Raw genomic sequence first — 23,015 nt, 5'->3', positions numbered from 1 at the left:
GCACCAAAACGCGATTGTAATAATCCTGACCGGCATCAGACAGTTCTGATGACTTGCGCTAATTAGCTACTGGGACTAAATGTTTTCCTCAAATTTGACTTTTTGGCTAGCTACTTGGTACTTTGTATTCAGGACATGGTACACTTATGAAAAAACGAGTTCTAATCATCACCTATTATTGGCCACCAAGTGGAGGGTCAGGCGTTCAGCGTTGGCTAAAATTCGCTAAGTATTTGCCTGAAGCAGGTTGGGAGCCTGTGATTTTCACACCAGAAAATCCTGATTTTGATTTGAAAGATGAAAGCCTGCAAAAGGAAATTTCTAACGAATTAGAGGTAATGAAATTCCCGATTTGGGAGCCCTATCAGTTGTTGGATAGGATTCGTGGTAAAAAAGAATCACATCCAGGGAGAGTGCTGGAACAAAAGGAGCAGAATTTTGTGGAAAAAGCTGCCATCTGGTTACGAGCAAATATGATGATTCCAGATCCTCGTGTTTTCTGGGTGAAGCCATCCGTAAAATTCTTGACTGAACTGATTGAAAAAGGGCAATTTCAAGCCATAATAACTACTGGTCCGCCACATTCCATGCATTTGATAGGTAGGGACTTAAAGCGAAAGACAGGTGTTTTCTGGTTAGCTGATTTCCGTGATCCTTGGTCCCAATGGGAGTTTCTAGATAAGCTTCCGATGCAGAATCGTGTGCGCAACAAGCATAAAAAACTGGAGCAGGAAGTGCTTCAAGAAGCAGATGTGGTGGCTACCATTTCACCTACATTTCAGGAAGATTTGGAGAAATTAGCAAACCGAAAAATAGCTCTTCTTACCAACGGATTTGATTCTTCAGATATTCCTAAGGGATTTTCTGTGGGAGAGAAAAAGGCTGACAGTTTACATCTTCTTTACAGTGGAATCATTGATTCGATCAGAAATCCAATGCCTTTGCTAAAAGCTATGCGAGAAGAGTTTTCACATGAAAATGCAGATGTGAAATTTACTTTTGTTGGAAGAGTTAGTGATCAGGTTCGGGAGGAAATAATAGCAGATTCGTGGCTGTCGGCACACGTGTATTTCGCTGGTTATGTTTCTCATCATGAGGTTTTTGAATATTATGCAAAAGCCGATGCACTGGCTTTGATCCTCACGAATACTAAAAATGCGAAAGGGAATATTCCTGGCAAGTTATTCGAATACATGGCGACATCTTTGCCTATTTTAGCTCTAGGAGATCCTGAAGGAGATTCAGCCAAGATCTTGGATAAAACAGGTGTTGGGGAAATATTAAATCATTCCGATCGAGTGGCTATTCAGATAAGCCTTCGGAAGTTATTTGAGCGAAGTGGCGAATCAGAGCCCGCTACTGGAATTGAGCAGTATTCCCGCATAAATTTAAGTTTTCAACTAGCTAAATTACTGGATGCAGATTCCCTTTCTTGATCTGAAGAAAATGGATTTGGAGCTGAAAAATGCCTTAAAGTCCAAGTTTGAAATGATGCTGGAAAGTGGCGTTTTTTCTGGAGGAGCGGTAGTTATGGCTTTTGAATCTCAAGTATCAAACTACCTTAATTCTTCCCATACTATTTCCTGCGCCAATGGAACTGATGCCCTCGAGCTTGCTTTGCGAGCTTTAGAAATTGGTCCTGGAGATGAAGTTATCGTCCCTGCCATGACCTGGGTTTCTACCGCTGAAGTAGTCATGATGGTAGGGGCAACGCCAGTTTTTGGGGTACTGATCAAGATGGACTCTTGGCTTTAGATTGGGAACAAGCAATAACACCAAAAACCAAAGCTGTCATGCCTGTTCACCTTTATGGGAAAATGGTGGATATGGTGCGTTTGACTACTCAGGCGGCAAGCCACAAACTTTATGTTATTGAAGATGGAGCGCAATCTTTTGGATCTTTTCAAAACGGTAAAGCAGCTGGGACTTTTGGAGATGTAGGATGTTTAAGTTTTTATCCGACGAAAAACCTTGGATCTTTGGGAGAAGCTGGAATGTGTTTGACGGGCTCGTCGGAACTTAGTGATCGGATTAAAATGCTTCTAAATCATGGGCAGTTGGTTCGTGATCAGCATGAAATGGTAGGGAGAAATAGCCGAATTGACTCTTTACAAGCGGGTTTTTTGAATGTTTTTTTAGAGCGTTTTAACTCATTTCAAACCCTTCGAAAAAAGTATGCTGAGTTGTACTTAGAAGGTTTAGCTGTAATCGAGGATTTGAAACTTCCATCTGGAATTCTGGAAGAATGTCATAATGCTCATCTTTTTGTTATTCAAACATCCCAAAGAGAAGAACTGAGGAGTTTTTTATTGGAAAATGGAATCAGAACCGCTATTCATTACCCTCATATTTTACCTGACATGAAGCCATATTTTACTAAAGGAGATTTCTCAAATGCTAGAAATCTGAGTCAGCGAGGACTTTCTCTTCCGCTCAATCCATGGATGAAAGAGGAAGAAATAGAATATATAAGTAAAACTATTCAGGACTTTTTCAATTAATTTCCCGCATGACTTGGACGCAAGACCCGATTTACGTCAGTGGAATGCTGTGCATATTTGTATTAATGTCCGTCTGGTTAGCCAAATTTAGAGGATGGAAAGCTCTCGGTACGCCGATTTTGGTGATTCTGATTGCGGCTATTGCCAGTAATTTTGGAATTATTCCTACGGCTACTAGTGGTAATCCTGTTTATACGGGTGTGTTTATGTATTTAGCCCCGATGGGGATTTTCATTGCATTGCTAGAGGTAGATCTCAAAAGTCTTAAAAAAGCCGGTGGACCGATTTTGTTTATGTTTGGTATTGGTGGGCTGGGGACGATTATTGGGGTGTTGGTTGCTTGGTTTTTGGTGCAGCCTGCTGCGGAAATTGGTTCGATGGCAAATGCTGTGGCAGGTATGTACACTGGAACATATATTGGTGGCAGCCTTAATTTCAACGCGATAGCCTTGAGCTATCAAGTCAATGAAAATGCGGATTTGTATGCAGCTACTACGGTGGTGGATAACCTGATTGGCATGCCTTGGATCATCGCGACACTAATTTTACCAAAGTATTTGCAACGCTTTTTCCCTAGAAAGAAACTTATGTCTGCAGATAATGAATTGCAAAAAATAAAAAAGCACGAAGCTATAAGCATGAGTGGTATGGCGACTATTCTGGGTTTAGCATTTTTATCTTTAGCATTTTCAAAGTTTGTATTTCTGGCTTTTCCACAGATTCCTGAGATTATCACGCTCACAACACTCGCTTTGATTTTGGCACAGTTGCCTTTCGCTAAAAAACTATCAGGAACACACACTATTGGGTTTTTTCTCATCTTACTATTTCTAGCTACTATCGGTACCCTGTGTGATCTAGGGACGCTATCGGGTATTGGAGAACTGGCTGCAACGCTATTTCTTTTCGTGACCATAATTGTATTGATCCATGGTTTGGTGATTTTTGGGGTGGGTGCATTGTTTAAAGTCGATTGGGATGTGATCGCTGTGGCTTCTCAAGCTAACGTAGGGGGAAATACCACTGCTCTTGCCGCTGCCGAAAGTTTGGACCGTCCAGATCTTCTGATTCCAGGCGTATTAGTGGGTAGTTTGGGAAATGCGCTCGGGACATATGCTGGATTTTTTATTGCAGGGATGTTGGGGTGAGAAATTAAAAGCGGGCACTAACAAGACTGGTAGTCTTGTTAGCGCTACTTCTTTGTTAAAATACTTTTTCGCTAGAAAAGATTGTAGAAGTGCTAGCTGTGTACAAGGGGAGGATATGACAAAGGGGGCATTTCCTATTTCTCCTGAATAATCGTAAAGATGTTTTTCTCTTTCACTCCTTTCACTTCATGCTCGATCATCACAGGAATATCATAGGTGTCAAATTCCTTGAGGAGTAAGATCTCTCCTTTGATATAAAACTCAACTTCTCCTTTCAATACTGTAAGTAGGGAAGGGACATTTGCTGTGTGTTTTTTCAGGACTTGATTAGAGAGGAGGCCTATGGCAAAGTAGTTAGTCTTATCACTTCGTTGGATAGGACAGACGGAAGGTCTTTCGTCTGTGAAGGCTAAATTTTCAAGGATGTTCATTTATGAAATGGATATATGATGAGATTAGGATTAAACTTCAAATTAAGAAATCAAAATTATAAAGGAGAGGGTTTAGGAATTGATGTCTTTTGGATTTTGGTACGCATGGCACGATAAAGAAACATTACGCGACCTAATGATTTATTATTTCAGATACGAATGGGCGGTATAGTGTATAATCCCACCAAATCATCAAAATTCTATCGGGAGACCATCGTATTTTTATTACACGGATAGGCTTCGAAAATTTTGTCCTGAAACATGAACATAATTTTCTTTCATTTGAATTCTTAAGATTTCATGTTTTCATAGTTTTTTTAAATAATTGGTAAGCTGTTGTTGCCTATGTTACAAATTCGAAACAAATTCTCAAACATGTTTGTAAATTAAGTAGTTAGCAAACAAAGGCAGAGTGAGAACTTTATCCTGTTTTTAGATTTAAAGGAGTTGATTTTTCTAACAGTTGATTTGGAGTCACAGAATAGTAGGAAGAAGTAATTGCTAAGGTTAATTTTGACCTCAAACCTTTCGGTTAGGTAGACAGTATACAACTAAATCTAATTTTAGATTTTTTGCTTAAGCCCCCTTATGATTTTGAGCTTAAAAAAGCCCTACCCCATAGAAGAATGAAATTATTGGATATAATTGAAGAAATAAAGGGGATTCAGGACCCTTCTTCACCGGAAGGATTGATTCTAATCGTTGATGAAATCAGACCGCCAAAGAAGAATTTAAATAAAGCGAGTGAAAACGTCAGAGATCTGATCCAGGTGTTAGAAAAACACCAAAGAGAAAAAGAAGCTTTACATCTTTATTTTAATGATTTCATTAATTCAAAGCATCTTGTGCCTCTCTTAACGAACTCAGGAATTCTGACTAATAAAGGTTTTTTTGCTGAAGCTTCTGAAAGAATGGCTTCCAAAGTATTGCCGAGAGCTTATGGAGATTCTGATCATACAGGGACATTCAATGAAATATTTCATAAACCTTGGGACTATCTGTGGATAAATGAAATAGCTTACGAGGATTGGATTTCATTATTTCGGGTGCTAGGGCAAAAAGAAGTAAATGATCTAGAGGTAACGGATGAGGTGTTTGGTCAATTGACGAATAGCATCTTAGTTCTATCACAACGCATAGGATCTCTTGGTCTTGAGCAGGAAATCCTCTCAAAGCTACCTGAGTTGGAGGAGTTTGACTCGCCATTTATGGTGCAAAACAAAGATATTTTTTTATACTTAGACAATATCCAAAATAGTGTTGGATTTGACCTATCTGATCAAAATCCAGATTACAAGCAGATTTTGGTTATGCTGAACCAATGTTCAGACTTCGGACTGGTGATTGGTAAGAATAAAAGAAAATACGGTGCAGACCTCCATTTGACATACTTACTGTCGCGCCTGAATCAAAATATTGATAGACTCCGTACACTTTTGCGCTTGATCGTAACCTCGCCAGAAAAAACACCTTTCAATGTTGAAATAGAACTTTTTAAAAATCTGGTTATAGCAGAAAACAAAAAGAATTCTTTAAGTGAACACTTTGAGAACAATATAAAATTACTTGCATTTCAAATCACAGAGCATGCGAGCAAAACGGGAGAACATTACATCGCCAATAATAGAAAGGAATGGTGGAGTATGCTTTTTTCATCTATGGGAGGAGGATTTATAGTAGGGTTTCTATCCATATTCAAGGTGTTAATTTACTATCTAAGACTTCCTTTATTTGGAGAAGCCTTTATGTACAGTATGAATTATTCATTCGGATTTATGGGAATCCACTTGTCTCATTCCACATTGGCAACAAAGCAGCCTTCTATGACGGCTTCCAACCTATCGGAGGCATTGGATAAACTAGTGAAGGCAAAATCTGAAGCCTTGGAAAATCTCGCTGAGGTAATTGTCAGGATATCCCGATCTCAATTTATAGCATTTGTGGGGAATGTGCTTATAGCTTTTCCTGTCGCTTTTCTGATTGCACGGGGTTATGCTTATTTCTCTGGAAACCAAATTGCAGCTCCAGAAAAAGCCTTACTTTTAATAAAAGAGCTCAACCCTTTTACCAGTTTTGCAATTTTACATGCAGGCATTGCTGGCGTATTTTTGTTCTTATCTGGCCTGATATCAGGGTATTATGATAATAAGGGTGTTTATAATAAGATCCCGCAACGGATAAAGAAACATAGGTTTTTGAATAATGTTTTCGGAAAAAAAGTAACCAGTAACTTCAGTGAGTATTTGGATTCAAATCTGGGGAACCTGGCGGGGAATTTTTTCTTAGGAATTTTTTTAGGATGTACTGGTACAATTGGTGTCATTCTGGGATTGCCCTTAGATATCCGCCATATAACTTTTGCCTCAGCAAATTTCGGGTTGGCATTCGTATCTGTAGGTGATTCCTTGTCCCACCAAGATATAGGAGTGACTATTTTCGGTATTATTTGTATTGGGTTAATGAATTTTCTGGTGAGTTTTTCTTTGGCAATTTTTGTAGCGACAAAGTCTAGGGGAGTGAATTTTAATCAACGGGCTGAACTATTTAAGATAGTGCTCGGTCGATTTGCACTTAAGCCTTTACAGTTTTTTGTTCCGCCAAAAAATATTGATAGTCCAATAGATGAATTAGAGGTGAAAAAATAATCTAATCTTCAAATTCTCAAAATCTCATCAAATGTGATTTTTTCTGTAAAAAGCAGCCATGTTAAAAATATTATTCATGGTAAATTCCAATTACATGACTAATTTCGCAAATATTGTATTGATCCAAATGCATTATTTATGATTCAAAATCCAAAAAAAATATTACAAGAAATGAACAAGGTTTTTTTAGTTATTATTTTCTCTATGTTCTTTAGCCAATCACTATTTGCACAGGGAGATCATATTTCTTTGGGGATTGGGCCATCTCTGATTTATGGAGATAATTCTGGGATATACCGTAAATTTAAATTTAAAGTTCAACCTGCTATTACTCTTTCAATCAATAAGCAGATAAATGAATATATAGGTTTAAGAAGTTCTATAGGTGCTCAAAATTTTGATAGTGGTGATTATGATTTGGCGTTTCCCAAGAAAATTAGACAATGGGGAGATGAGAATCAAGCATATGGCTACAAAGGTAGAGGGTACTTTGCGGATGTAATGCCTGTATTTACAACTAATCCGAATGCTGCGGGTATGCTTATGTCTTCAGTTCAATTCTATGCAGGATTAGGTTTTGGGGTCATGTATGTGGAAAGAGAGCAAAAAATACTGAAAAATAAAATTTTAGGAAATAGTGAAATAATTGATGGAGGTGTTGTCACTTACAACGAAACTAATTTTATTCCTTATATCCCTATAAGAACTGGAGTGAGCACGAATTTAAGTGGAGATTGGGATTTTGCATTGGAATTTGTACTTATGACCACTACCAATTCAAAGTTGGATGGGAACACTATAAAAGACAAATCACTAAGCCCTGATATCTCGGGTCAAATTCAGTTTACAGCTAAATGGTATTTTGGGCCAGCTTGGTAATTTTCCTTTTAATGGGCTATTAAAAATTATCAATATTCAACAACCCTCACCCCCTTAAACATCACCTCATTGTCACTTATTCTGAATTCCTTGCCGCTCGAAGTAGTAACATTCTTGAGTCTAACTTCTTTGGTTATAATATAAGGGAATTGCTCATGATAGGTGTCAGCTGTCATCTCTGGATTGAAATTGCTGAAAATAGCTGGGCCTTGATAATCTTCTGGATGGTTGGAATCGTCGATTTTAAGATTTTCTATTGTGATTTTTTCTGGCATAAAGCAGGTATAACCGAAGTTATGCTGTCCGGTGTAGTATCCGCTGATCAGGGAAGCGCTGATTGGTTTTCCGCCTGAAGGTATGAAAGTACAGTTTCGAATAATTAGTTCTCCTTCCCAGGTACTACCATAGTCTGAACGTAGATTGATAATACTCCTTCCGCGGATTTCCGAATTTTCCAAAAGGAAAGTCCCACTGCCAATCGCATTGATTCCCATGTGTCCAAGTGTAGAATTCCGGATGGTAGCATTGGCCACGCCCATGTGAGCGTCAAAACGAGATAGAGTGCATTTGTCGAAAAGTAAGTTTTTGCTGTAGTTTGAACCCATAATTCCCCAGTAGGTACTGTCATCGATGTCATTTGTTTGAGTGACGTTGACAAATGAAACATTCAGCGCTCTGTTGACTAAAATATCATAAGAACCCATGGAAACTGGCTTGTCAGCTCTGCCAATAGTTACGTAGGTTTTGTGTCCAGTCAGAATTGTATTCTTCACCATGACATTAGTAGCATAGCTAATAGAGACATAACCGCTGTAGGGCGCACCGTGTTCACCTTCCCCGGTGATGTGATGTACAAGCCCGTCGATGATTACATTGGATCGTTTGACGGAGAGATTTCTCTGATAGTAATTGTACTCGGACTTTTCTTGATTAGCAATAGTCGTAAATATCCCTCCGGTAATTGTGAGAGTATCCTCATCAATAGGAAGTGCGGTGATATCGGTGATTTGATCGAAATCCCAAATAATCGGTGCCTTGCTATCCACATTGCCGTCTTTGTCCACCAAGAAAATATCCGTTTGAGCATTTCCGTTAGATGGATTTAGTCCAAAACGGATGTATTGATTAACATTAGTATTGGTAACCGTAATTAAAGAAGATTGAGGTAAGGATACATCGATCTTTTCCTGATTTCTTTTAAGAGAGCTGATTCCATTTAGTTTGAATGATTTTTGACTTGATTCGATTAGAAAAACAGGAGCATCTCGATTTTCCACTTCTATATCGTCAATGATGAAGTTAGCTCTCCCAAAATCAGTGTCTGTCTGAATGATAGCTGTGAGCTCCTGTCCACCGATGTAATAGGTAGCATCATTGTCTGCCTTCACGGATAAACCCTGCTTATTTGCGAATTCATGAGCTGCTGCAATGGATGCCATGTCATCTGTTGTCCCATCGCCTTTTGCCCCAAAGTCAGTGTAGCGAACTATTCCATCCGCAATTAGCTGTGATGCTCTTTCTGAAGAAATAGAGTAAAAAGATCTGTCGGTTTGAGCTTGTGCAAAGATTAGGGTGATAGAAAAAAAGAATAGAAGTAAAAGGGATTTCATGGGGAAATATTTATGGATGTTGACTCGAAGACCTCAGATTGTTTTCAATTATTTCTAGATATAGTATTTACAAAATCATGCTCATTGTTTGGTAGGTAGGGTCACAGCCCTTGGAGGGGATGAATTTTGCGAAAACTATGCGCTTTTTGTAGTTAATATTTTTTGAAATATACTATTACTCTCCTACTATCCACAGTAGGGGGAATCTCACGGGCATATTTCGGATAATTTCTGGCGTATCAAAATCAGCATTAAGATTATTCCAAAGTTTTATGTAAGTCTTCTGATCATAGGCCAATCCTCCAAAAAGTAGGAATGAGTGACGCACGGGCCACTTTTCCCAGTACATCACATCTTTTTGATAAGGCCATGCATCCTTATCTTCCACAAATGGATAGAGAAATGAAATCCCTAAGCCCAGTGATTTTCCGTCAGGGGTAAAATAATCATATAGGTTCTCAGTATCCCCTGCAAATACTTGACACAGAGTGGCCATGGCATCCAGAGTAAATAAAGAATAGCCATAGGGTTTGGTGCGCTTAAGCTCCTGCGGGAAACTACCGTCAGTTGCCATTTGGTCAGGTAAAAGCACGGTTTTATACATTTCCTTGCAGTAGTCGAGAACTTCTTGGTTTCCGACAAGATGCGCAAAAACTGCAGCCTGCATCGCCCAGCACACGCTGTGATTGTTGCCATGATCCCGCTCTGCGACACCATAAGGATGCGTTGTGATCCAAGTTAAGTATTCTTCAAACCAGTCTTTCATCAGTTGAATTTCAGAATTAATTATCATTCCAGAACCTTCCACCGCCTGAATTGCTTTGGCTACTTCCATCAATTGGATCGTGTCGATGATCCCGATACCTCGCCCGGTAACTTTGCCTTTGATAGCTTGTCCATAGAGCAAGTTTGGGTTCATCTTCGTTTCCTCATTTATAAACCAGGCTTTCAGATGTGGTGCCAAAGCTTCCACATATTTAGCCTTTTTGGTTACCAAATAAGCTGAAGCTAATGCTCCTGAAATTTGGCTAAAACGGATCATAGCCTCGCGATGTGCTATAAAGTTATCTGGGTTGGTTAAGCCGTCTCGCTGAATGTATGGACCATCTGGATTATCAGGGTCTGGCCACCAGTAATCTCCTTCAGAATAGAAATCTTTAATTCCGCCAGCACTTCGGGAACTGTATTCCGCGGTCACAGTGATGGGTTTAAGATCTTTGTATATGGCTGCAAGTCGAACTACTCGGATTCTTTCTTTAGCTAAGAAATCTGTAGGGCTAGTCTCAGTGTTTTGCTGAGTTAAAAAAGAACTGAATGCAAAAAGTAGAATAAGTATATACTGATTCATGTTGGGCTTTAAAGGTAATAGTGACTTAAGATGCAATTAATTGAGGTGTTTTGAAAGAATTTTAACCGAAGTGATTGAGGAGGTTTGACAGAACCCTCAGCATAGTGTTTAAGCTGAGGAGTAAGGTTGAGTATGTGAATTTAGAGATGCGTAAAAAACTACCTTCGTCCTCTTTAAAAAATTGTTTTTTGTCAAAAATAATTATAGAATTATGGGAGAGTTTTACCAATCTCTTTGCCATTCGTGATGAGAAATTGGATGGATCTCCATGCATTTCTGTAAAATTAACTGTAAATTAAGAGGACAAATATGCTGTTTAAAGTCACTATTTAATTGTGTTGAAGGTATAAAATAGTGTAGGTGACTATTGTCACCATCCTTTGAAACAGGATTTCCGTTATTGAATAAAAAAAACACATGAGCTACTATATTACAACCACGATAAAGGGAGACTTTAATCAAGTGATAGAAAAAGTCACAGAAGAATTGAAAAAAGAAGGATTTGGAGTCCTGACAACTATTGATATGAAGGCAACACTGAAGAAAAAGTTGGATGTAGATTTTCATAACTATCAAATCCTCGGAGCATGTAATCCTCCCAATGCTTACAAAGCTTTGTTAGCCGAAGACAAAATCGGATTGATGCTTCCCTGCAATGTTATAGTTCAGGAAAAAGTGCCGGGTCAAATTGAAGTGGCTGCAGTAGATCCCGTGGTCTCCATGATGGGTGTCAAAAACGATGGATTGGAATCTGTAGCTAAAGAAGTGCGAGATGGGTTGAAAAAAGTAATCGACGCGTTAGCGTAACCCATTATTACTTAAAAATTTTGCTTTGATGGCCTGTGAATTTACAGGCCATCATTTTTTTAAGAAGTTTGTGAATATTCTCCATATGATTAGTTTACAGGCATTTTTCTCCTTATCTATTTTCCGATAAATCTGTTTTTTTGCTTTCGGTTAGCATTCCTTTTGATTTATTGGCGATCATTACATAACTCATACGAGAAGCCAAAATTCTCATGAAATCGTGTTTGCCTAAGGCAGACAGATATGATCTAAGCATCAAAAAGGGGAAAGTTAATAATCATGCGAAATTTCTCCTGGTAGTTATCGGGAGGACCTTTGACAACAATTATACACAGATGAAAAGTAGAAGATCGTTTATTCAAAAACTTGGAGTTGGAATAGCCATTCCCGGCTTAGTTTCTTTCAATTCTCCACAACAGATATCCCAGAATGTAATAAACCAGTCTCTGAAAGGTGAAGAGTTTTGGGCTGGGATTAGAAAGCAATTCCCATTGAAAGATTCACGAGTTTACTTGAATAATGGAACATTCGGACCATCACCCAATGTGGTTTTAAAAGCTCTTCATAGCTCTTTTACAGAGACAAACACCAGTGGAGAATATGGTCATATTGATCCTGAACGTGAGAAATTAGCTGCGTTTGTAGGAATCGAAACTTCTGAGATATCCCTGACTCATAATACTACCGAAGGGATCAACATCATGACTTGGGGCCTTCCTCTGAAACCCGGCGACGAGGTAATTATCACTTTGCATGAACATGCTGGCAATGCAATCCCATGGCTCAATAGGGCAAAATTGCACGGAATAGTCTTGAAGCCTTTTGAACCAAAAGCTACACAAGCAGAGAACTTGGATTTGATCAAATCTCTTGTGACTTCAAAAACCAAAGTTATAGCGATTCCACATGTCACCTGTACCACCGGCCTGGTTTTTCCGGTCAAAGAGATTTCAGCATTCGCAAGAAGTAAAGGGATTTTCACTGCCATCGACGGTGCTCATGGTGCAGGGACATTCGATCTTGATCTTCATGATCTAGGTTGTGATTTGTATGCTAGTAGTTATCATAAATGGGTTCTGGGGCCAAATGGAACAGGATTTCTTTATGTGAGAGAGGAAATATTAGAGCAGGTTCAAGCGTACCAAGTTGGTGCCTATTCGGATTTGGGTTGGGATCTATACCAAAACCCACCAGAATTTAAAGGCTATGTGCCGACTGCGCATCGCTTTGATTACGGAAGTCAAAGCTTACCGATGATGCGTGGGGCAGTAGCAGCTGCAGATTTTCATCTGGAAATAGGGAAGGGGAAAATAGAAAGTCGATTACGCGAACTGAATCAATATTTGTATGATGGACTTTCTGAAATGAGTTTACTGTTGGATGTTTTGAGCTCGCCAGAATTAGAGTCAAGAATCAGTATGATCACTTTCAAACCCAAATCCATAGGGTATCAAGAGGCTGGAGCTTTGATCAGCAAAGAAGGTTTCCGTATTCGTCAAGTGCCAGAAAGCAAGTTGAACGCTATCCGTATATCAACTCATATTTATAACAGTAAGTCTGAAATTGAAAATTTTCTAGAAACGGTTAAAAAGGTGCTGGGGTAGGGGATAAATTACAAATGAATCATAGGTTTCATAAACATCAGTTTTTTGTTGACACCCCAATAACGAAGTGACCTTTTATTTTCTGCCTCAGCACCAAATCATCAAGAGTCAAGCATTTTGTTTTTTTCAAGTTCTGTTTGAAATCTAAATTTGCTTTTAATAGCTACAAGAGGCATGCGAGGCTTCTAGGTGATCAAAGCTGCGTATTCAAAAAGATGGTCTCTCCATACATCCTATATACTCCTAAGAGAGCTTGATGATGCAGGGATTTGTATTACATACTGGTAAGTTTCCAAATTACACGCTTTATCCTTTCCAGAAGTCAAAGTCTAGTCACATCTTCTTTTTTGATATAAGCTCGCTCATTCTTCCATTCCACTTCATACCAAATGTCCTTTGATGACTTTATTCGGATTCGATGACCTGGTTCTACCATATCTACTAAATCACCACCAGCTGTTGGTTTACTGACGATGTAAGTAGGACTACTTGTGATTAGCCCAGTTCTTGGCCCATTGAGAAAGTTGTTCGCTACAAAGATCATTAGGATCAATAAAATCGTAGGCCAATAGGTTTGTGTCTTTTCCGACTTCCTGCCTGTTATCCAACTGGTAATAATAGAGAGCATGAGAAATAGTGTCAGCACTCCTACAATGTAAGTTTGATACTCAGTAAGGAAAATCAAAAATCGCTGACCATCGCTCACTTCATATCCTACTAAGGAGCTTTGTCCAGTTAAACTTTTGATCTTAGTAATAGCTTGAGGATTTGGATCCAGATCGTAGTATTTACTCAGGTAGAGTGTAGCCCTCTCATTATCTCCAATTCCCTCGGCAATGAAAGCCATTTTCAAGAGCATTGCAGGCGAATAAATCCCAGATTGGTACTTAAAATCGTAGATTTCCATCGCTTCCTTGTAGCTTCTGGAATTAAACAAAGAATCTGCTTTTTCTATAGCAAATACATCTGCTTGACAATGAATACTTTGTAGAGATATCGATAAAAATATCAAAAGTTTTGTGAGAAAGATTGATTTCACGTTTGGCATTTAAAATTTGTCCCCTTATTTTTGCAGTCCAATAACGGCAATGATCTAGCAAAAAGCAAGGCTAGGGAGTCAATTTGAAAGGTTTTAAGCCATCAATTTATGGTTAAATTTTCTGAAAATTTTCAGAGGATTATGATTTCAAATTTTAGCTCGTTTTGATAATAATTCGGAGAACTGAAGTTTGGGTCAGAGAATAGAATTACAAAGTGAAAAAAGTTTCACTTATACCATTATGATTCCTTAGCTCAGCTGGTAGAGCAATACACTTTTAATGTATGGGTCCTGGGTTCGAGCCCCAGAGGGATCACAAGATGATGTCATTGAAAGATTGATAGATTCACAACTTTAACTTATAAGGAGTTAAAAAGAAGTTTCGGGGTGTAGCGTAGCCCGGTATCGCGCCTCGTTTGGGACGAGGAGGTCGTAGGTTCGAATCCTGCCACCCCGACTTTATTATTATTAGTTTTGGAGTATTTCACTTCTTACTAATTGTCCGGTCCTGTAGCTCAACCGGATAGAGCAACTGCCTTCTAAGCAGTAGGTTTCAGGTTCGAGTCCTGACAGGATCACTAATGTGAATCTAAGTAGTTGGTTTTAGTCCACGATAGTTATCTGGACGAGCCTGACAAGATCACACTAATACTAAAGCGGAATAACGTTCCGCTTTTTACTTTAATATCTATTACCGATTCCTTAGCTCAGCTGGTAGAGCAATACACTTTTAATGTATGGGTCCTGGGTTCGAGCCCCAGAGGGATCACTTTCAAAAAATCTAGCCATAGGCTAGATTTTTTTGGTTATACACTTTGGGCTAGAAGTTTATCCTGATGAAGCCGAAGCGTAGCAAGAAGATATCGGGAAGCCCCAGAGGAATCACAAGAAAGCAGTCTAATTGGACTGCTTTTCTTATTTTTAGCCAATTATTTTGGTAGTGCTTTATGGCAGCAGTCTACCTTCTTTTTTACTTAAAAGCTCAATAAATATTATGTGGGTGCATGCATAGATTTAGAAAGGCGACTGTATAAGCATTCTATAGAATACTCCAAATTCACTTCCATGGGAGTTAGTCTATCAAGAGCAATTTGATGATTTACCATCTGCTAAATGAAGGAAATCTCAGATAAAAAAAATGAAATCTAGTAAGTATATAGAGGATTAAGTAAGCTCAGAGTAGCAAAGCATCCCGATTTTTATCGTGAGGTTTCTGGGTTTGTAAAGCGCTAGATACAAGTCCCCGATTGATTACAATCAAAAGCCGAGTATTTGACTAATAAGATTCTCTAGCACATGTGAGCAAGAAGCTTTTCGCTTCATCACAATTTACTTGATGTAACAGTATTCTTTTTTATAGATTAAGCTAAGACTGAGTTCTACATGGCTATTAAGAAAGGTTGTTTTGATGGGTAGAGTCAACCCTAAACAAAAAAAGAGTCCCACATCTCTGCAGGACTCTTATTTCTATTATCTGTAAAGATTAAAGTTTTTTGATCATTACATTTTTGAAATAAACCAGATCGCCGTGATCTTGAAGGGTGATGCTTCCTTTTTTGAAGGTACCCCAATTTGGCATGTTTTTGAATTTGCTACCAGCAACCAGAGCTTCCCACTCAGGAGTCCACAGTGTAGTGCTTACTACTGTGGTGCCGTTAAGTATTAACTCTAGTTTACCATCATTTGATATGATCTCAGCAGAGTTCCATTGGCCATATGGCTTTATGGTCTCCTCACTGCTTACAATTAGATCATAAAGATCACCAGCTCTATGGCTGATGATTTTAGCGTCTGGATGGCCTTCATTGTCTAGAATTTGCATTTCCAAGCCTGTATTATATGAGCGCTTGTAATCCGGGGCTTCGTGCGTGTAGAATATCAATCCACTATTTCCGTTTTGCGAGATTTTCCAATCGTATTTCAAATGGAAATTTTCATATTCCTCATTTGTGGTAATGTCTCCGCCATCTCCTTCTGCCCAGTTATCTTTATTTGTGGCATCAAGGTAAGCTTCGCCATTCTCGATTTTCCAACCTTTGCCCACTTCTCCACCGCCGTATTTATGCCAGTTAGAGAAATCATTATTTGCAAAAAGATCAGTCCATTCTTCAGTAGGAGTTTCAATCACGATTATCTCTTTTGTTTCTACTGCTTTTTCCCCAGAGCAAGAAGCAAGAATGCCCGCCAATGCTGCGCCTAAAATATAATGTCTTTTCATCCTATTATTTTAAAAGTAGAATATAGCGAACCATGTCTTTAGCATCTTCCATACTCACTGCTGGATGTGGAGTCATTGGAATCTCTCCCCATGTGCCTACACCACCTTCAACTACTTTCTTGGCTAGCATATCGATATTCTCATCCGTTGCTTCATATTTCGCTGCTACATCTGCATAAGAAGGACCGACGATTTTTCTTTCTACCATGTGACAAGATGTACAGTCAGAGGTTTTAAGTTTTGCTAAGCCTTTGATGTAAATAGGATCATCTTGGTGCTTTTCTTCCAGACTAATTTCTTTCGCTGGCGCTACCACAACTGGGGTTGAAGTGGTTTCTGATGTTTTCTCTCCTCCGCCACAGGCGAATGTAATACCTGCCAAAGCTACTAAGGCAAGGTTAATAGGTTTTACCATTTTCATTGAGTTGGATATTAAAATTGTGTAATTAAATTCCTAAAATTCTTTTGTTGAATGCCTCATCTGCACCTCTTCCTGCGAAGTCATCAAAGGCTTTTTCTGTAACTCTTATGATGTGTGAATCAATGAATGGGGCACCTTCTGCCGCACCTTGTTCCGGATGCTTGATAGCGCATTCCCATTCTAGAACTGCCCACCCATCATAATTGTACTGCGAAAGTTTGCTAAAAATTCCGCTAAAATCAACTTGTCCGTCGCCTAAAGATCTAAACCTTCCCGCACGCTCTACCCAACCTTGGTATCCTCCATATACTCCCTGCTTTCCTGTTGGATTAAATTCAGCGTCTTTCACATGAAACATTTTAATCCTATCGTGGTAAAAATCAATGAATTGCAAGTAGTCTAAGCACTGCAATACGAAGTGACTTGGATCGTACAAAATGTTAGCTCTTTTGTGACCATTTACTTTATCTAGAAACATTTCAAATGTCACTCCATCATGTAAATCTTCCCCAGGATGAAGTTCATAGCATAGGTCCACTCCATTATCATCAAATTCATTCAAGATAGGTAGCCATCTATTAGCTAACTCTGTGAAACCAGTGTCCACCAATCCTGCAGGTCGTTGCGGCCACGGATAAACTGTCTGCCACATCAATGCTCCTGAGAACGTAGCATGTGCTGTGAGTCCCATGTTTTGGGACGCCTTAGCTGCATATTTCAACTGTTTTGTAGCCCATTCTGCTTTTCCTTTAAGATTTCCTTTCAAATTGTCTGGTGCAAACCCATCAAACAACTCATTGTATGCAGGATGAACTGCCACTAATTGACCTTGGAGGTGGGTGGAGAGCTCTGTAATCTCTAAACCGGCTTCTTGTACTGTGCCGATGATTTCATCTGCATAGGTCTTGCTTTCGGCTGCTTTTTGCAAATCTATCATCCGAGCGTCCCATGAAGGGATCTGCACTCCTTTGTAGCCTAGGTCGGCCATGTAGTTACAGATACTCTTTAGGTTGTTAAATGGCGCATTGTCGTCAATAAATTGAGCGAGAAAGATCGCAGGTCCTTTAATTGTCTTCATTTTACTTAGGTTAACTTATTAGGTTTAAGTATTTATTTTTCTACTATGAAAGGTGTCCATTTAAGATCGGACTTATTACTTTTTAAAACATGATCTATAAAAGCCATACCTCTGATTCCGTCTTCAATACCAGGATAATCTTCCCATTCTGGTTTTGGAGTTTCTCCTGCTCGATCAGCATAAATACATCTTGCGAAATTTCTATACAAGTTGGCGAAAGCCTCCACATAGCCTTCTGGATGTCCGGCTGGGGTACGGGTGTTTTCATTTGCTAAAGAACCCAAATACCCTGTTCCTGCCCTCAGAATCTGAGCAGGGGCATCAGGCCATCTGGCTATTAAGGTGTTGTTCAGTTCTTGCTGCCATTCCAATCCTCCTTTTTCACCATATACGCGAATTCTCAGGTTGTTTTCTGCTCCAGTGTCCGTTTGTGAGGCTGTTAATACGCAAGAGGCGCCATTTTCAAATCTCATCAACACTACTCCATCGTCATCGATTGGCCGACCATCTACTTTGATATATAAATCTGCACATAGAGCAGTTACTTTTTCACCCGAAACATACTCAGCTAAATGGAAGGCATGCGTACCAATATCCCCCATACATCCTGCCAATCCATTTATTTTAGGATCTGTGCGCCATGCTGCTTGTTTATTTCCTTCAGATTCTAGCAATCTCCAAAGCCAGCCTTGGGGGTATTCTACATAGACTTTTCTGACATTCCCGATTTTGCCTTCGGCAATCATTTGCTTGGCTTGCTTGATCATCGGGTATCCCGAGTAGGTGTGCGTCAGTAGAAATCTCTTCTCCGAGCCCTGTACAATATGATATAGCTCTTTAGCTTCAGCATAATTTAAGGTTAACGGCTTATCTAGTGCGACATGAAAACCAGCGTTTAGCGCTTTTACCGTCGGGTCAAAATGCAAATTATTAGGTGTTACAATCACCACTACGTCTATTCTCTCAGCTGCAGGCAGTTCTAGTTCTTTTGCAAACATCTCATCGTAGTTGTCATAGACCCGTGAAGGATCGAGCATAAGTTCTTCTCCACGTTGTTTTGACTTCATAGGATTCGAACTAAATGCTCCAGCGACTAGCTCAAACATGCCATCCATTAAAGCTCCATTTAGATGAATAGCTCCTATAAAAGATCCGGGGCCGCCACCGATAAGTCCGATTTTTAGTTTTTGTGAAGAATACATTTGATAAAAGACTTTATATTCAGGATTAAATGCTTGAAATAATTGATTCTGATTAGAAAAACCTGTGCTATTAGATCGAATTGATAGAATACTTGATCGATAGCGCTATCAAGGTATGAATGGCTATTTGTATTCTATTAATAAGCCTTTCCTTGGAACTCAATTGAACTGCCTAAAATAAGTCAAATTGGCTAGACTTTAAACTTTGGCGATCTCTTTAAAAATGACACTTACCTAATCCCTTTTTAATTTTATGCCTTTCAATACCAAGTTTCGTCTTTCTCTGATGATGTTTTTGGAGTTTTTTATCTGGAGCTCCTGGTTTGTGACTTTGGGGACATTTCTGGGCTCAAATCTTCTAGCAAAAGATCAGGAAATCTCGCTCGCATTTTCCACACAATCTTTCGGAGCTATCATTGCGCCATTCATAGTCGGAATGATTGCCGATCGGTATTTTCATGCACAGAGAATATTGGGTGTAATACACTTGATTGGAGCGGGATTAATGTATTTCCTTTATACATCCACGGATTTCTCTGGGTTTTTCCCCATTCTTCTTATCTACATGATTTTATTCATGCCTACACTCGCACTGGTGAACTCTATCTCTTTTAATCAGATGAAGGACCCTGCCAAAGAATTCTCCAAAATTCGCGTATGGGGAACAATTGGATGGGTAGTCGCTGGATTATTGATCAGTTTTTTGTCATGGGACAGTGCAGAAGGATTGAAAGAAGGTCTGCTCAGAAATACTTGGCTGATGGCAGCAGTCAGTTCACTGGCTCTTGGTCTGTTCAGTTTTGCACTACCACATACTCCACCTCAAGCCAGATCTGTAGAAGGTTTCAAGCTTTCTGAAGTTCTTGGATTGGATGCTTTAGGAATGCTCAAGCATAAGAATTATGCGGTTTTCTTCGTTTCCTCTATTTTGATTTGTATTCCTCTCGCCTTTTATTATCAAAATACAAGTCCATTCCTCACTGAGATTGGATTACCTAATTCCACAGGAAAAATGGCAATGGGCCAGGTTTCGGAAGTGGTTTTTATGCTCGCTCTGCCTATATTCTTTATTAGATTTGGGATTAAAAAAACCTTGATTGTAGCTATGCTCGCATGGGCGGTACGTTACCTATTATTTGCTTATGGAGATGGAAATGAAGGCGTATGGATGTTGCTTTTAGGAATAGCCTTACATGGCGTTTGTTACGATTTCTTCTTTGTAAGTGGACAGATTTATACGGATGCACATGCCGGAGCAAAATATAAGTCATCAGCTCAGGGTTTAATTACTTTAGCAACCTATGGCGTAGGTATGCTAATTGGCTTTTGGGCAGCAGGAATGATATCAAATTTCTATGTTTTGGAAAGTGGTGCGCATATTTGGAAATCAATTTGGTTGATTCCTTCTGGTATTTCTGTATTGGTTTTGTTACTTTTCATGGCTCTTTTCAAAAAAGAGCAAATAAATTCATCTCAATAAACCCCTAATGATCAAACCTATTAGTAACGGAAGAAGAGAATCTTTCAAAAAAGTTCTGCTTGGTGGTGCAGCTCTCAGCTCCCTGTCTTCATTTGAAATTAAGCAAGAAAAACCCTTTGCACTGAAAGGGAATATCAATCACGGCGTTTGCCATTGGTGTTTTCGCCAATATAGCCTTGAGGACTTTTGCGTGGAAGTAAAGAAAATTGGTATTAAAGGAGTAGATTTAATTGGCCCAAGTAATTGGCATATTCTGAAAAAACACGGACTAGATTCATCCATGTGTAATGGTGCTGAGATCAGTCTTACTGAAGGCTTCGGTGAAGTACAGTACCATGAGCAATTGCTTAAGAACTATACGGAGATGATCCCAAAAGTAGCTGAAGCGGGATACAAGAATCTGATATGTTTCTCTGGCAATAGAAGAGGTATGGATGATGAAACTGGACTGAAAAACTGTGTAGCTGGTCTGGAGAAAATTATTCCCATTGCAGAAAAACATGGGGTGATAATCCAGATGGAGTTACTCAACAGTAGGATAAACCATCCAGATTATTTGTGTGATAAATCTGCTTTCGGAATAGAACTTTGTAAGCGCCTCGGTAGCGAGAATTTCAAGTTGCTTTACGACATCTACCACATGCAGATCGATGAAGGTGACCTCATCAGAAGTATTCAGGACAACCATCAGTATTTTGGGCATTACCACACAGCAGGTAATCCAGGAAGAAATGAACTAGATGATACACAAGAAATATACTACCCGGCAGTGATGAGAGCTATTCTCGCAACAGGGTTTAAAGGATATGTTTCTCATGAATTTATACCGAAATCAGAAGATAAAATGGCAGCTCTAGCACAAGGTGTGCAGGAGTGTGATATCTAAGAATTGACAATTTAATAACCATAACTATGGCAAATGAATCATATGACGCAATTGTAGTTGGGTCAGGAATAAGTGGCGGATGGGCTGCCAAAGAATTAACAGAAAAAGGACTAAAAGTATTGATGCTCGAAAGAGGACCAATGGTAGAGCACGTCAAAGATTACAAAACTGCTACTACCCCTCCATGGGAAGTGCCTCATCGTGGTAGAAGGACACAAGAGCAATTAGAAAATCACCCAAACCTGAGAAGAGATTATGTGCTGAATGAGTTGAACCTAGACTGGTGGGCACATGAAGATGATTCTCCTTATGTAGAAGAAAAACCATTTACATGGTTCAGAGGCTATCAAGTAGGTGGGCGTTCGCTTCTATGGGGCAGACAGTCTTACAGATGGTCTGATATTGATTTTGAAGGAAATGTAAAAGAAGACGTAGCAGTCGATTGGCCAATACGATACAAGGATATCGCTCCTTGGTATTCTTATGTAGAAAAATTTATAGGTGTGTCGGGTTCAAAAGATGGCTTGGAAGTACTGCCAGACGGTGAATTTATGCCACCTATGCCAATGAACTGTGTTGAGGAAGATGGCGCAGCCAAAATAAAGGAGTATTATAAAGGAGCAAGAACTTGGACGATCGGTCGTCCTGCTAATATTACACAACCACTTCCTGGCAGACCTGGATGTCAATACAGAAATAAGTGCTCATTGGGCTGCCCATTTGGCGGATATTTTAGTACGCAATCTTCCACTTTGCCTGCAGCGAGAGCTACGGGTAATCTTACGCTTAGACCTTGGTCTATTGTCACTAAATTGATTTATGACAAAGACAAGAAGAAAGCTACGGGCGTCGAAGTATTAGATGCAGAAACTAACCAAACCATAGAATACGATGCGAAAATTGTATTTCTATGTGCATCAGCATTCCATTCTACTGCTATCCTAATGAGATCTGCTACGGATGTTTGGCCAGGTGGACTGGGCAGTAGCTCAGGAGAACTTGGACACAACGTCATGGATCACCATTTCCGTCTTGGAGCAAGAGGATCAATGGAAGGATATGAAGATAAATATTACTTTGGTCGAAGACCAACGGGACTATATATACCAAGATTCCAAAACGTACAAGGTGATAAGAGAGATTACCTGCGAGGTTTTGGATATCAAGGTGGAGCTAGTCGAAGTGGCTGGTCTCGAGATGTTGCAGAATTGAATTTTGGTGCTCCGATGAAAGAAGCTTTAACTCAGCCAGGCCCTTGGTCTATGGGTATTACCGCTTTTGGAGAGATTCTTCCTTATCATGAAAACACAATAAAGCTTAGTGATACAGTAAAAGATAAGTGGGGCATGCAGGCATTGGTGATGAACGCAGAAATCAAAGAGAATGAGCTAAAAATGCGTAAAGACATGATGTCTGATGCTGCCGAAATGCTTGAAGTGGCAGGATTTAAAGATGTTCAAGAGTATGACGCTGGCTATACCTTCGGACAGGGAATTCATGAAATGGGAACTGCAAGAATGGGACGCGATCCTAAAACGTCTGTTTTGAATGGAAATAACCAAGTGTGGGAAGCAAAAAACGTGTTCGTGACTGACGGTGCATGCATGACCTCAGCAGCAGCGGTCAATCCTTCACTTACCTATATGGCATTGACGGCAAGAGCGGCAGCTTTCGCAGTGAATGAATTGAATAAGCAAAATCTCTAATCCTAAAAGACA

Annotated in this window: 19 protein-coding genes and 4 tRNA genes; 15 read left to right on the top strand and 8 right to left on the bottom strand. The window is 39.5% G+C overall.

Annotated elements, in window-relative coordinates:
* The first annotated feature begins 146 nt into the window (after positions 1 to 146).
* Genes BVH02_RS09105 through BVH02_RS09095 form a run of 4 tightly spaced genes read left to right on the top strand, consistent with a single transcriptional unit; the run spans position 147 to position 3,649 of the window.
* Positions 147 to 1,436 (top strand): glycosyltransferase family 4 protein, encoded by a 1,290-nt coding sequence (locus BVH02_RS09105; RefSeq protein ID WP_086501137.1) that lies wholly within the window; start codon positions 147 to 149, stop codon positions 1,434 to 1,436.
* Entirely contained in the window at positions 1,417 to 1,755 is a 339-nt protein-coding gene (locus tag BVH02_RS21880; protein ID WP_262481336.1) for an aminotransferase class I/II-fold pyridoxal phosphate-dependent enzyme, read from the top strand. Before BVH02_RS09105 ends, BVH02_RS21880 begins: the two co-directional genes overlap by 20 nt.
* 38 nt (positions 1,756 to 1,793) lie before the next feature.
* Positions 1,794 to 2,501, top strand: a complete 708-nt coding sequence (locus tag BVH02_RS09100; protein ID WP_262481335.1) for a DegT/DnrJ/EryC1/StrS family aminotransferase — start codon at positions 1,794 to 1,796, stop codon at positions 2,499 to 2,501.
* An 8-nt stretch (positions 2,502 to 2,509) separates the two neighbouring features.
* Positions 2,510 to 3,649, top strand: coding sequence for a DUF819 family protein (locus BVH02_RS09095; protein ID WP_086501136.1), 1,140 nt, complete (start codon positions 2,510 to 2,512; stop codon positions 3,647 to 3,649).
* 134 nt (positions 3,650 to 3,783) lie between these two features.
* Here the strand turns inward: BVH02_RS09095 and BVH02_RS09090 are convergent, their stop codons facing one another.
* Positions 3,784 to 4,080 carry a cupin domain-containing protein gene (locus BVH02_RS09090; protein ID WP_086501135.1) on the bottom strand — a complete coding sequence of 99 codons (297 nt, stop codon included), beginning with the start codon at positions 4,078 to 4,080 and terminating at the stop codon, positions 3,784 to 3,786.
* A gap of 626 nt (positions 4,081 to 4,706) precedes the next feature.
* Here BVH02_RS09090 and BVH02_RS09085 point away from each other — a divergent pair.
* Positions 4,707 to 6,725, top strand: coding sequence for a site-specific recombinase (locus BVH02_RS09085; protein ID WP_086501134.1), 2,019 nt, complete (start codon positions 4,707 to 4,709; stop codon positions 6,723 to 6,725).
* A gap of 171 nt (positions 6,726 to 6,896) precedes the next feature.
* Entirely contained in the window at positions 6,897 to 7,604 is a 708-nt protein-coding gene (locus BVH02_RS09080; RefSeq protein WP_143244195.1) for a hypothetical protein, read from the top strand.
* A gap of 29 nt (positions 7,605 to 7,633) precedes the next feature.
* On the opposite strand, the gene BVH02_RS09075 is transcribed toward BVH02_RS09080, so the two are convergent.
* On the bottom strand, positions 7,634 to 9,214 hold the full coding sequence (locus tag BVH02_RS09075; RefSeq protein ID WP_086501132.1) for a hypothetical protein: 1,581 nt from the start codon (positions 9,212 to 9,214) through the stop codon (positions 7,634 to 7,636).
* A 175-nt stretch (positions 9,215 to 9,389) separates the two neighbouring features.
* Positions 9,390 to 10,562: an alginate lyase family protein gene (locus tag BVH02_RS09070; RefSeq protein WP_086501131.1), complete on the bottom strand. Its 1,173-nt coding sequence runs from the start codon at positions 10,560 to 10,562 to the stop codon at positions 9,390 to 9,392.
* A 417-nt stretch (positions 10,563 to 10,979) separates the two neighbouring features.
* Between BVH02_RS09070 and BVH02_RS09065 the strand changes: the two genes are divergently transcribed.
* Positions 10,980 to 11,369 carry a DUF302 domain-containing protein gene (locus BVH02_RS09065; RefSeq protein WP_086501130.1) on the top strand — a complete coding sequence of 130 codons (390 nt, stop codon included), beginning with the start codon at positions 10,980 to 10,982 and terminating at the stop codon, positions 11,367 to 11,369.
* A 335-nt stretch (positions 11,370 to 11,704) separates the two neighbouring features.
* Positions 11,705 to 12,973 (top strand): aminotransferase class V-fold PLP-dependent enzyme, encoded by a 1,269-nt coding sequence (locus tag BVH02_RS09060; RefSeq protein WP_158093873.1) that lies wholly within the window; start codon positions 11,705 to 11,707, stop codon positions 12,971 to 12,973.
* A 322-nt stretch (positions 12,974 to 13,295) separates the two neighbouring features.
* Here BVH02_RS09060 and BVH02_RS09055 read toward each other — a convergent pair whose 3' ends face one another.
* Positions 13,296 to 14,021 (bottom strand): tetratricopeptide repeat protein, encoded by a 726-nt coding sequence (locus BVH02_RS09055; RefSeq protein WP_086501128.1) that lies wholly within the window; start codon positions 14,019 to 14,021, stop codon positions 13,296 to 13,298.
* 234 nt (positions 14,022 to 14,255) lie between these two features.
* Between BVH02_RS09055 and BVH02_RS09050 the strand changes: the two genes are divergently transcribed.
* From BVH02_RS09050 to BVH02_RS09035, 4 genes are all read left to right on the top strand, one after another.
* Positions 14,256 to 14,328: transfer RNA gene (locus BVH02_RS09050), tRNA-Lys, on the top strand.
* Between the two features lie 67 nt (positions 14,329 to 14,395).
* Positions 14,396 to 14,469 (top strand) — tRNA-Pro (locus BVH02_RS09045).
* Positions 14,470 to 14,516: 47 nt separating this feature from the next.
* A tRNA-Arg gene (locus tag BVH02_RS09040) sits at positions 14,517 to 14,590 on the top strand.
* Between the two features lie 118 nt (positions 14,591 to 14,708).
* Positions 14,709 to 14,781: transfer RNA gene (locus BVH02_RS09035), tRNA-Lys, on the top strand.
* Between the two features lie 714 nt (positions 14,782 to 15,495).
* Here the strand turns inward: BVH02_RS09035 and BVH02_RS09030 are convergent.
* From BVH02_RS09030 to BVH02_RS09015, 4 genes are read right to left on the bottom strand one after another with little or no spacing between them, the layout of a single operon-like run.
* Complete coding sequence (locus BVH02_RS09030; RefSeq protein WP_086501127.1) at positions 15,496 to 16,230, bottom strand: 3-keto-disaccharide hydrolase; 735 nt, start codon at positions 16,228 to 16,230, stop codon at positions 15,496 to 15,498.
* A gap of 4 nt (positions 16,231 to 16,234) precedes the next feature.
* Complete coding sequence (locus tag BVH02_RS09025) at positions 16,235 to 16,645, bottom strand: c-type cytochrome (protein ID WP_317045424.1); 411 nt, start codon at positions 16,643 to 16,645, stop codon at positions 16,235 to 16,237.
* Between the two features lie 31 nt (positions 16,646 to 16,676).
* Entirely contained in the window at positions 16,677 to 17,729 is a 1,053-nt protein-coding gene (locus tag BVH02_RS09020; RefSeq protein ID WP_086501125.1) for a sugar phosphate isomerase/epimerase family protein, read from the bottom strand.
* Positions 17,730 to 17,761: 32 nt separating this feature from the next.
* Positions 17,762 to 18,931: a Gfo/Idh/MocA family protein gene (locus BVH02_RS09015; protein WP_086501124.1), complete on the bottom strand. Its 1,170-nt coding sequence runs from the start codon at positions 18,929 to 18,931 to the stop codon at positions 17,762 to 17,764.
* Positions 18,932 to 19,184: 253 nt separating this feature from the next.
* On the opposite strand from BVH02_RS09015, the gene BVH02_RS09010 reads away from it, so the two are divergent.
* From BVH02_RS09010 to BVH02_RS09000, 3 genes are read left to right on the top strand one after another with little or no spacing between them, the layout of a single operon-like run.
* Positions 19,185 to 20,411, top strand: a complete 1,227-nt coding sequence (locus tag BVH02_RS09010) for a nucleoside permease (RefSeq protein ID WP_086501123.1) — start codon at positions 19,185 to 19,187, stop codon at positions 20,409 to 20,411.
* Positions 20,412 to 20,418: 7 nt separating this feature from the next.
* On the top strand, positions 20,419 to 21,297 hold the full coding sequence (locus BVH02_RS09005) for a hydroxypyruvate isomerase family protein (protein WP_086501122.1): 879 nt from the start codon (positions 20,419 to 20,421) through the stop codon (positions 21,295 to 21,297).
* A 26-nt stretch (positions 21,298 to 21,323) separates the two neighbouring features.
* On the top strand, positions 21,324 to 23,003 hold the full coding sequence (locus tag BVH02_RS09000; RefSeq protein ID WP_086501121.1) for a GMC oxidoreductase: 1,680 nt from the start codon (positions 21,324 to 21,326) through the stop codon (positions 23,001 to 23,003).
* Positions 23,004 to 23,015: the final 12 nt, after the last annotated feature.

The organism is Algoriphagus ratkowskyi, assembly GCF_002150505.1.
In the GTDB taxonomy this organism is placed as follows: Bacteria; Bacteroidota; Bacteroidia; order Cytophagales; family Cyclobacteriaceae; genus Algoriphagus; species Algoriphagus ratkowskyi.
The sequence above is the reverse complement of the archived record's forward strand: the minus strand, read 5'-3'. Positions and strand labels throughout refer to the sequence as shown.